8 protein-coding genes are annotated in these 8,902 nt (G+C 55.8%); 5 read left to right on the top strand and 3 right to left on the bottom strand.

What is annotated here, in order from left to right:
* Together EPG66_RS14435 and EPG66_RS14430 are read left to right on the top strand one after the other, a co-directional pair.
* A partial coding sequence (locus tag EPG66_RS14435) for a helicase HerA-like domain-containing protein (RefSeq protein ID WP_246379367.1) occupies positions 1 to 1,302 on the top strand: 1,302 nt, incomplete at its 5' end.
* Positions 1,303 to 1,328: 26 nt separating this feature from the next.
* Positions 1,329 to 2,609: a DUF445 domain-containing protein gene (locus EPG66_RS14430; protein WP_010251638.1), complete on the top strand. Its 1,281-nt coding sequence runs from the start codon at positions 1,329 to 1,331 to the stop codon at positions 2,607 to 2,609.
* A 9-nt stretch (positions 2,610 to 2,618) separates the two neighbouring features.
* Here the strand turns inward: EPG66_RS14430 and EPG66_RS14425 are convergent, their stop codons facing one another.
* Positions 2,619 to 3,527 carry a LysR family transcriptional regulator gene (locus tag EPG66_RS14425; RefSeq protein WP_083070279.1) on the bottom strand — a complete coding sequence of 303 codons (909 nt, stop codon included), beginning with the start codon at positions 3,525 to 3,527 and terminating at the stop codon, positions 2,619 to 2,621.
* 101 nt (positions 3,528 to 3,628) lie between these two features.
* Between EPG66_RS14425 and EPG66_RS14420 the strand changes: the two genes are divergently transcribed.
* The gene (locus EPG66_RS14420) at positions 3,629 to 4,258 is read left to right on the top strand and encodes an NADPH-dependent F420 reductase (RefSeq protein WP_182687296.1); all 630 of its coding nucleotides are present in this window, start codon (positions 3,629 to 3,631) and stop codon (positions 4,256 to 4,258) included.
* Positions 4,259 to 4,573: 315 nt separating this feature from the next.
* On the opposite strand, the gene EPG66_RS14415 is transcribed toward EPG66_RS14420, so the two are convergent.
* Positions 4,574 to 5,419 (bottom strand): BtpA/SgcQ family protein, encoded by an 846-nt coding sequence (locus EPG66_RS14415; RefSeq protein ID WP_182687294.1) that lies wholly within the window; start codon positions 5,417 to 5,419, stop codon positions 4,574 to 4,576.
* Between the two features lie 29 nt (positions 5,420 to 5,448).
* On the opposite strand from EPG66_RS14415, the gene EPG66_RS14410 reads away from it, so the two are divergent.
* Positions 5,449 to 6,330 (top strand): PfkB family carbohydrate kinase, encoded by an 882-nt coding sequence (locus EPG66_RS14410; protein ID WP_182687292.1) that lies wholly within the window; start codon positions 5,449 to 5,451, stop codon positions 6,328 to 6,330.
* Here the strand turns inward: EPG66_RS14410 and EPG66_RS14405 are convergent.
* Positions 6,323 to 7,273 (bottom strand): ABC transporter substrate-binding protein, encoded by a 951-nt coding sequence (locus tag EPG66_RS14405; RefSeq protein WP_083070289.1) that lies wholly within the window; start codon positions 7,271 to 7,273, stop codon positions 6,323 to 6,325. The genes EPG66_RS14410 and EPG66_RS14405 overlap by 8 nt on opposite strands.
* A gap of 324 nt (positions 7,274 to 7,597) precedes the next feature.
* Here EPG66_RS14405 and EPG66_RS14400 point away from each other — a divergent pair, with 324 nt between their 5' ends.
* Positions 7,598 to 8,620, top strand: coding sequence for a LacI family DNA-binding transcriptional regulator (locus tag EPG66_RS14400; protein WP_182687290.1), 1,023 nt, complete (start codon positions 7,598 to 7,600; stop codon positions 8,618 to 8,620).
* Positions 8,621 to 8,902 lie beyond the last annotated feature (282 nt).

Genomic DNA, 8,902 nt, shown 5'->3' with positions numbered 1-8,902 from the left:
TTGTTTGGCCAGTCCAGCGAAAAGCTGCAGGAGAGGCTGGCGAAAATCGGCGTCACCAACTGGCAGCCGCAGAGCAATCCGGTGGTGCTGTGGGATATCTTCGGCGAGAAAGGCCATCCGGTTCGCGCCACCGTCTCCGATCTCGGGCCGCTGCTGCTGGCGCGACTGCTGAACCTGAATGAGGTGCAGAGCGGCGTATTGCAGATTATTTTCCGCATCGCCGATGACCAGGGTTTGCTGCTGCTGGACTTCAAAGATCTGCGCGCCATGACCCAGTACATCGGTGACAACGCCAAAAGCTTCCAGACCCACTACGGCAACATCAACAGCGCCTCAGTCGGCGCCATCCAGCGCGGGTTACTGACGCTGGAGCAACAGGGCGCGGAGCATTTCTTTGGTGAACCGATGCTGGATATTGCCGACTGGATGCGCGTCGACAGCAACGGCAAAGGCGTCATCAACATCCTCTCTGCTGAGAAGCTCTACCAGATGCCAAAACTCTACGCCACCAGCCTGCTGTGGCTGCTGTCGGAGCTTTATGAGCATCTGCCGGAAGCGGGCGATCTCGATCAGCCAAAGCTGGTGTTCTTCTTTGATGAGGCGCACCTGCTGTTCACCGACGCGCCGCCGGTGCTGCTGGAGAAAATAGAACAGGTCATGCGGCTGATCCGCTCCAAAGGGGTCGGCGTCTGGTTCGTCACCCAGAACCCGGCAGATATTCCCGATCGGGTGCTGGGGCAGCTCGGCAACCGCGTTCAGCACGCCCTGCGCGCCTTCACCCCCAAAGATCAGAAAGCGGTAAAAACCGCCGCCGATACCCTGCGCGCCAACCCAGCGTTTGACAGCGTCGAGGCGATTCAGGCACTGGGCACCGGCGAAGCGCTGATCTCCTTCCTGGATGCTAAAGGCAGTCCGTCGGTGGTGGAACGCGCCATGGTGATCGCCCCCGGCTCACGTATGGGTCCGGTCACAGGCGATGAACGCAACGGCCTGATCAACCATTCACCGCTCTATGGCAAATATGACAGCGAAGTTGATCGCGAATCGGCGTTTGAGAAGCTGCAAAAAGGGTTTCAGGCCGCCAGCGATCAGGCCAGTGCGCCTCCGGCGAAAGGCGACGATGTCGCGGTAGATAACGGCATTCTCGGCGGGCTGAAAGAGATCCTGTTTGGCCGTACCGGCCCGCGCGGCGGCAAGCACGATGGCGTGGTGCAGACCATGGCGAAAAGCGCCACGCGCCAGATTACCAATCAAATCATCCGTGGCGTACTCGGCAGCCTGCTGGGTGGTCGTCGCCGATGAAACCGGCTCTCTGCTAAGATCAGGATATGGATAAACAACACGAACTGAAACGGACGAAACGTCTGGCGCTGCTGCTGTTACTGCTGGCTGCAATTACCTTTATCGTTACGCTTTTTCTGCCGCCCGGCTTCTGGGTCAGCGGCGTAAAAGCGATTGCGGAAGCTGCGATGGTCGGCGCGCTGGCGGACTGGTTCGCGGTGGTCGCACTGTTCCGGCGCGTGCCGGTGCCCTTTATCTCGCGTCATACCGCCATCATTCCACGCAACAAAGATCGTATCGGTGAAAACCTCGGTCGCTTTGTGCAGGAGAAGTTTCTTGATACCGACTCGCTGCTCAATCTGATTCGCCGTCACGATCCTTCCAACCTGCTGGCGCAATGGCTGAATGCGCCAGGCAATGCTGACCGCATCGGGCGTCATCTGCTGCAGGTCATGCGCGGCTTCCTTGATCTGACCGATGATGCGCGGATCCAGACCTTCATGCGCCGCGCAGTGCATCGCGCCATCGACAAGGTCGATCTCAGCCAGACCAGCGCCCTGCTGCTGGAAAGCCTGACGAAAAACAACCGTCATCAGGCGCTGCTGGACGCGGCAATCGAACAGCTGCTGAAGCTGCTGCACAAGCCCAGTACCCGCGAGTTTATTGCCATGCAGCTGGTGCGCTGGCTGAAACGCGAGCATCCGATCAAAGCCAAAATGTTGCCGACCGAATGGCTGGGCGAGCACAGCGCCGAGCTGGTGGCAAACGCGGTCGATTCACTGCTGGATGATGTGGCGCTGGATCAGGGCCATGAGCTGCGCCTCGGCTTCAATCGGGCGGTCGACAAGCTGATCGTTAAACTGCAGAACGACCCGGAGATGGCAGAGCGTGCCGAGGAGATCAAAGGCTGGCTGAAAGAAGATGCCTCATTCAATCGCTACATCGGCGAGCTGTGGAATGATATGCGCAACTGGCTTAAGGCGGATCTCAGCAGTGATGACTCACGGGTGCAGGAGAAAGTGCGTGGTGCAGCATTGTGGCTGGGCGAAACCCTGGCGGCCGACCCGGCGCTGCGTGACTCGATGAATCAGCATCTGGAACAGGCCGCACGCAGCGTTGCACCCGAGTTTGCTGGCTTCCTGACGCGTCATATCAGCGACACCGTGAAGAGCTGGGATGCACGCGACATGTCGCAGCAGATCGAACTCAATATCGGTAAAGACCTGCAGTTTATCCGCATCAACGGCACGCTGGTTGGCGGCACCATCGGGCTGATTCTCTACCTGCTGTCGCAGCTGCCCCAGTTACTCCCGCTGCTGAGCCGATAACCGCCTGGTTTAGCCTGACGTGGGTGGATAGAGGCCAAACTCGGTAATAATGGCGCTAACAAAGCTGCGGATTTTCACCGTCTGGCGGCGGCCCGCCGGGATCAGCACATGCATGGGTCGTGCTGGCCCGGCATAATCGGGCAGCACCTGGACCAGCCGACCCTGTCTGATCTCTTCAGAGAGAATGGTGGCCGGTCCCAGGGTAATGCCATAACCCTCCAGCGCCGCATGCAGGAGCGCTTTCCAGTCATTTGATCGCATGCGCCCCTGCGGATGCACCTCTTCAACCTTACCGGCCTGGCTGAATACCCAGCGGCAGGGTTTTGAGGGCGACCAGATGCCATAAACGAGACAGGCGTGGTTCACCAGCTCCGCTGGCGTGGCGGGCACACCGTGCCGCGCCAGATAGGCTGGCGACGCGCAGGCTATCAGCCGGTAGGGCTGCAGTGGATGGGCGATGATCGAACTGTCCGCCAGCGCACCAATCCGGATCACCACCTCATAACCCTCTTCAAACGGATCGACCAGCCGATCGCTGAGTTCAAGATCGACCTGCGTTTCCGGAAACCGGTCAAGATAGCGGGTCACAAACGGCGCCAGGCTAAAAGAACCAAACGTGACCGGGGCGCTGACCTTCAGCGTACCGGACGGTCGCTGCTGCATATCCAGCGCAATCGCATCTGCTTCCTGCACCTCGGCCAGCACGATTTTACAGCGTTCGAAATAGTTGCGGCCCACATCCGTCAGGCTTTGCCGTCGGGTGGTGCGATGCAGAAGCAGCGTACCGAGATGCTTCTCCAGCATGGCGATATGCTTCGCCACCATCTGCGGTGAGATTTGCAAATGCCCGGCGGCTGCGGCAAACGAGCCCGATTCTGCGACAGTAACAAACACGTTCATGCTGGTGAGCCGATCCATGATTCCCTCCTGTTGGTTGTTTATATTGCGTCTGTTTGTCGATTTATTCACCTCCTGTTTTTAATTAAGGTCAGTGCGTGAAACTTATCGAGGAGCAACGTATGAAAATAGGCATTATTGGCGCAGGCTTTGTTGGCCGGGCGATTGCAAAACTGGCGATTCAGGCGGGACATCAGGTGATGCTCAGCAACTCGCGCGATCCACGAACGCTGTTCAGCCTGAAACCAATGATTGGCTGTGAAACCGGCACCGCCACCGAGGCCGCAGAGTTCGGCGACGTGGTGGTGATTGCCGTGCCGCTCACGGCAACGGAACAACTTCCGGCCACAGAATTGCGGGGAAAAATCGTGCTTGATGCGGTCAATTACTATCCCGACCGCGATGGCGAAATTGTAGAGCTGCTCAATGGCCGCATCAGCACCAGTGAACGGCTTGCCCGCCTGCTTCCTGACAGCCGCATCACCAAGGCATTCAATGCCATCCGCATGACCGATCTTGAAACTCAGGGCCTGCCGCCGGGTGATGCTAACCGGCAGGCGTTACCGCTGGCGGGGGATGATAGCGAAGGGAAAGCAACCGCCACGGCATTATATGAAGCCTTTGGATTTGATGCTGTGGATGCGGGATCGTTAGCAGAAGGCTGGCGTTTCGAGCGTGCGACGCCCGCCTATTGCGTAGCCCTCAATAAAGAACAACTCATCAGGACACTCCAGGAGACCACCCGGCGTTAAGTATAAAAAGCCGGTGGGAATAGAGAAAAGCGGCTGAAACCGTCATTCGCAGACGGCTAATAAATGCATGCTCCCTGAGCTGGCGCGGTTAGCCAACTAAAAAGGCCGCTTTCGCGTAATGCCGATCAGTTAAGACAGAAATGATCGGTTGAACGATCCAGTGGCTGTGTGAAAATCCCTAAAGAGGCATTATCCGCGGGCGGTAAAAAAGAAACCGCAGTGTTACCCGCTGCGGCGTTCTTAAAAGCTTAACTGATAAGCATTAAGCCTCACCAGCAGGGTTTTTTGTGGTCTGCGCCAGGTGATAAACGGTGGCTACGCTTGATCCAGCGCAGCCTGCGCCACGGCCATAAAATGTTTCACCCTCTCCCGATCCACATCGTTCCACCAGACGCCATCCACTTTGAGCGCGCTGGCCACAATAACGGCCTGCGTGCGGCCCAGAATCTGGCAGACGTTGGCGGGCGTGACGCCCGAACCCACCAGCAGCGGTAAGGTAGTTGCGGCGCGAATCTCGTCGATTTCGTCCAGCGTGGCGCTGTCACCGGTACGCTGTCCGGTAGCGATAACCGCATCCGCTTCGAAAAAATCGACATCGCGGGTCAGTTCCTGAATGGAGCGATCGGCCACTATCGCATGACTGCCGTGTTTAACGTGGCTGTCGGCGAACACCCTGATATGTTCGGCGCGCAGCTGACTACGGTAGCGCAGCGCTTTCGCGGCAGCCCCTTCAATAAAGCCTTCGTTGGCGATATAAGCATTGGCCCATTGATTGACGCGGATAAAATCTGCCCCACCCGCCAGCGCGGTAGCGAAAGCGGGTAGTGCGGCGTTCGCCAGCACATTAATACCCAGCGGCACGCCGAAACGTTCGCGCACTTTTTCCGTAATCACGGCCATCAGCGCTGGTGTTTCCGGACCAATATCCTCGGGTTTTGAAAAAGGAATATCGCCATGATTTTCGACAATCAGGCCGTGAACGCCGCCGAGAATATAGTTTTCTGCATCGCGTAATGCGCGATCAATTATCGCGCTGACGGGTTTGCCGCTATATTTTGGCGAACCCGGAAAAGGGTCACAGTGAATGACGCCAATAACCGCTTTAGGGCGGGAAAATATCGCTTGTATTGCATCAATTTTTTCTGCTGATATAGCAACCATCGCTTCTTTATCCTGTTCAGGAAAACACTATGCGTGTTTATGTGGCTGGTAATATTACTGTCGATGAAACCTGGTCTGTTACAGATGTTCCGGCTAAGGGCGCCTCTGTTCACGGTTATAAACGTTCGCAGGATATCGGCGGTAAAGGCGCGAATCAGGCGATACTTTTATCCCGTTGCGGTATTGAAACGTATTTAATTGCCGCGACCGGGTATGACAGCAATGGAAAATGGATCCGTCAGCAGCTCATGAACGAGCCCGTGACGTTACTGCCTGCGCAGCCCATTACTGCGTTGAGCGATACCTCACTTATTCTGCATAGCGCCGATGGCGACAACGCCATTATTACCAGTACAACGGCGGCAGATGCGCTGGATATCAATACGCTTAACCACCATCTTGCCAGCGCGCGTCCGGGCGATCTGCTGGTGCAACAGGGCAATTTCTCGCCCGGGAAAACCCATGCGCTGTTTAGCCTGGCCAAATCACACGGTCTGAAAACCGTATTTAACCCCTCGCCCGTACACGTCGGTTTTGCCTCATGCTGGCCGCTGGTGGATATCGCCGTGGTGAATCAGCACGAAGCGCAACAATTGCAACCCCGCGCAGTGAAAACGTTGGTAACCACACTTGGCAGCGCGGGTGCCTGGCTGACCCAGGGTGGCCAGCGTACGTTTTGCCCGGCGCAATCTGCCAATGCCATAGATACCACTGGCGCAGGCGATACCTTTCTTGCCGTGATGCTGGCTTCCGCGATCCTGCGTGGAGGTGAAATTGATTCATTAGCGCTTATTCATGCCAGTCAGGCTGCTGCGCTGACCGTCAGCCGTCATGGGACACTGCAGGCTTTCCCCACCGCAGAGGAACTCGCCGCACTGCTTCATACAGGCGGCGAGTCAGCGATTACTTAAACATCACGCGGTAGCTATCCACGTTAGCTTTGGTCACCACCGTGGCCGGCACCAGAATGGTTTTTGACACGGTTTTCCCCGACGCAAGCGTGTTCAGGGCTTTTACTGCCTCTTCACCCATCTTTTTCGGATCCTGCTGCAGCACGGCCGTGACATAACCGTCATCAATGCCGCTAATCGCTTTTGACGTCAGATCCCAGCCAAAGACTTTGATGTCCTTCTGGCGCCCCTGGTTTTCAACGGCAGCAATCGCACCCAGCAGTGCCGGTTCACCGGTCGCGTAGATAGCGGTTAAATCCGGGTTACCGGTAATCAGGTTTTCTGCCGCCGTCATCGCGGTATCCTGCACATTCTGGCCATCAACCACATCCGCCACGGTGATACCCGGATTGCTCTTAATGGTTTCTTCAAACCCTTTCTGACGCTGATTCTGCACGGCCGAATTCAGCGCACCCACAATGCCCAGTCGCGCTTTGCTACCCATATTCTTCGCTACATAATCGACAAAATATTTACCAATAATTTTGCCGCCCTCCAGATTATCCACACCCACCTGAGCCGCCTGAGGGCCCGCAGGTAATACCGCATCAATCGCAATCACCGGTATTTTAGCGGCGGCCGCTTCTTTTATAGCGGGCATAATGCCATTGACGTCAATGGCATCCACCATAATGCCCTTCACGCCCTGCTGAATATAATTTTCGATTGCATCATTTTGCGACACGGGATTATCGTTGGCGTTAAAGATCACTAAGTCCTTACCGCTGGCTTTCGCCGCTTCCTGGGCGCCCTTGTTCATCTGATTAAAAAACAGGGCCTGCTGATTAATCTGAACCAGCGCATAAACAGGTGCTGCATGAGCCAAAGAAAAAGCAGAACCCGCAGACAGCAAGCCGGTTGCCAGCGCAACAGCACGCAGTTTTCTGGTGTTAAATGCCATCATCTTAAAATTCCTCGTCGGGAATGAGCGATAACCAGTCGATCTCCGCATCGGGATGCAGAGGGATTATTGTTGGCGGGCAAATATCGTATGAATGGCTTGTTCAGCCTGAACCTGAATAACGTCGCTTCGGTTCACTGTCCATTATGGTGAACACCTGAAACGCGTTAAGCCGGTCTGGGAGTGACTCCCGGGTAATGCGGTAAACTGCTTTTACAATTTGCTTACGGCGGAGTTTTGTCAAGGGATTATTTTATCGTCAGCGACCATGGAAAAAACGGTGTCCGCTGCGCCTAACTATGTTACAGATAACCGATTCCGGGCAAGATGGCAGGTGATATGAGTAAAAAACGGGTGTTGTTATCCGATGTCGCAGCACTGGCCGGGCTGTCAAAAGCGACCGTATCCCGCTATATGAATCAAAGCATTATATTGCCGCAGGAGACCATCGACCGTATTGAAGCGGCGATTCATCAACTGGATTATCGTGGTAACAGCCTAGCACGCCGCCTGAGCAAGGGCGGCAGCGAAACCTTAGGGCTGGTGCTGCCCGATATCACCAATCCCTTCTTTGCCGAACTGGCGGATGCCGCTGAAGAAGCCGCCTCCGCCCATGGCTACAGCCTGGTGCTGTGCATCACCCGTAACCATCCTGGCAAAGAGAGTCAGTTTATTCGCTGGCTGGATACCTGCCAGGTGGATGGCCTGCTGTTTACCACCAACCATTCCGATAACGGCCTGTTGCGCAAAGAAATTAACCGCCACCAGCGCATCGTGTTACTGGACGAAGATATTCCTGGCAGCATGGTGCCGAAAGTGTTTGCCGATAATGTTCAGGGCGGTCGTATTGCCACAGAAAAATTGATCGCCGCGGGTCACCGTCATATCGCCTTTGTCGGCGGGCCAGACGAACTGATGAGCGTGCGCGAGCGCTATCAGGGCTTTTGCACCGCGATGAAGCAGGCTGGGCTGAACGTGCCGCCTGAATGGGTAATGTACGGTGAATATCAGCGTGAGTTTGGTGAACAGGCGCTTGAACGACTGTTCAGCCGCCGTGCGCGCCCTACCGCAGTCTTTGCCGCTAGTGATTATCTGGTGCTGGGTTTGCTGGATGGACTGCGTGCTCGCGGACTGAAAGCCCCCGAGGCGCTGTCGCTGGTCGGCTTTGATGACGCCACTTATGCCGACTTTACTCAACCCCGCATTTCGACCATTCGCCAGCCCGCGCGGGAACTGGGCCGCACGGCGGTTCACATCATGTTGCGCATTTTGAATGACGATCTCGCCGTTCCCGCCGAGACTCGCCTGCCGGTGGAATGGGTGGCGCGCGATTCGATACAAATTTGTTAACAACGTCCCAGAATGGCGCAAAAGTGCACAGCGCTGGCGCAAATAATGAGCTTTTTAATTTCGCAGGGTTATAGTGAGTAAACCGGTTTACTTAAAGTAAAAATTTAAATGCTTTTATTTACAGCGAGTTAGACCGCGAGCATAGAGCCTCTTTACAGGCTGGCACGGATGCTGCAATACCGTAACCGGCAAACAAATATCGTTGTAGCGTGTTGTTCTGTATGTAGCGACAAAAGTTTTATCCTGCAGGTAAACCGGTTTACAAGGGCGTAAACCGTGCAG

The sequence above is a fragment of the Pantoea pleuroti genome (genome assembly GCF_014156615.1).
GTDB lineage: Bacteria > Pseudomonadota > Gammaproteobacteria > Enterobacterales > Enterobacteriaceae > Pantoea > Pantoea agglomerans.
Note: the sequence above shows the minus strand (reverse complement) of the source record. Positions and strands in the feature narration are given on the sequence as shown.

Excerpts from the sequence above, each read along its gene's own strand:
- EPG66_RS14400 (WP_182687290.1), top strand. The coding sequence starts at position 7,598 with ATGGCAGGTGATATGAGTAAAAAACGGGTGTTGTTATCCGATGTCGCA.
- EPG66_RS14415 (WP_182687294.1), bottom strand. The coding sequence starts at position 5,419 with ATGGTTGCTATATCAGCAGAAAAAATTGATGCAATACAAGCGATATTT.
- EPG66_RS14420 (WP_182687296.1), top strand. The coding sequence starts at position 3,629 with ATGAAAATAGGCATTATTGGCGCAGGCTTTGTTGGCCGGGCGATTGCA.
- EPG66_RS14410 (WP_182687292.1), top strand. The coding sequence starts at position 5,449 with ATGCGTGTTTATGTGGCTGGTAATATTACTGTCGATGAAACCTGGTCT.
- EPG66_RS14425 (WP_083070279.1), bottom strand. The coding sequence starts at position 3,527 with ATGGATCGGCTCACCAGCATGAACGTGTTTGTTACTGTCGCAGAATCG.
- EPG66_RS14405 (WP_083070289.1), bottom strand. The coding sequence starts at position 7,273 with ATGATGGCATTTAACACCAGAAAACTGCGTGCTGTTGCGCTGGCAACC.
- EPG66_RS14430 (WP_010251638.1), top strand. The coding sequence starts at position 1,329 with ATGGATAAACAACACGAACTGAAACGGACGAAACGTCTGGCGCTGCTG.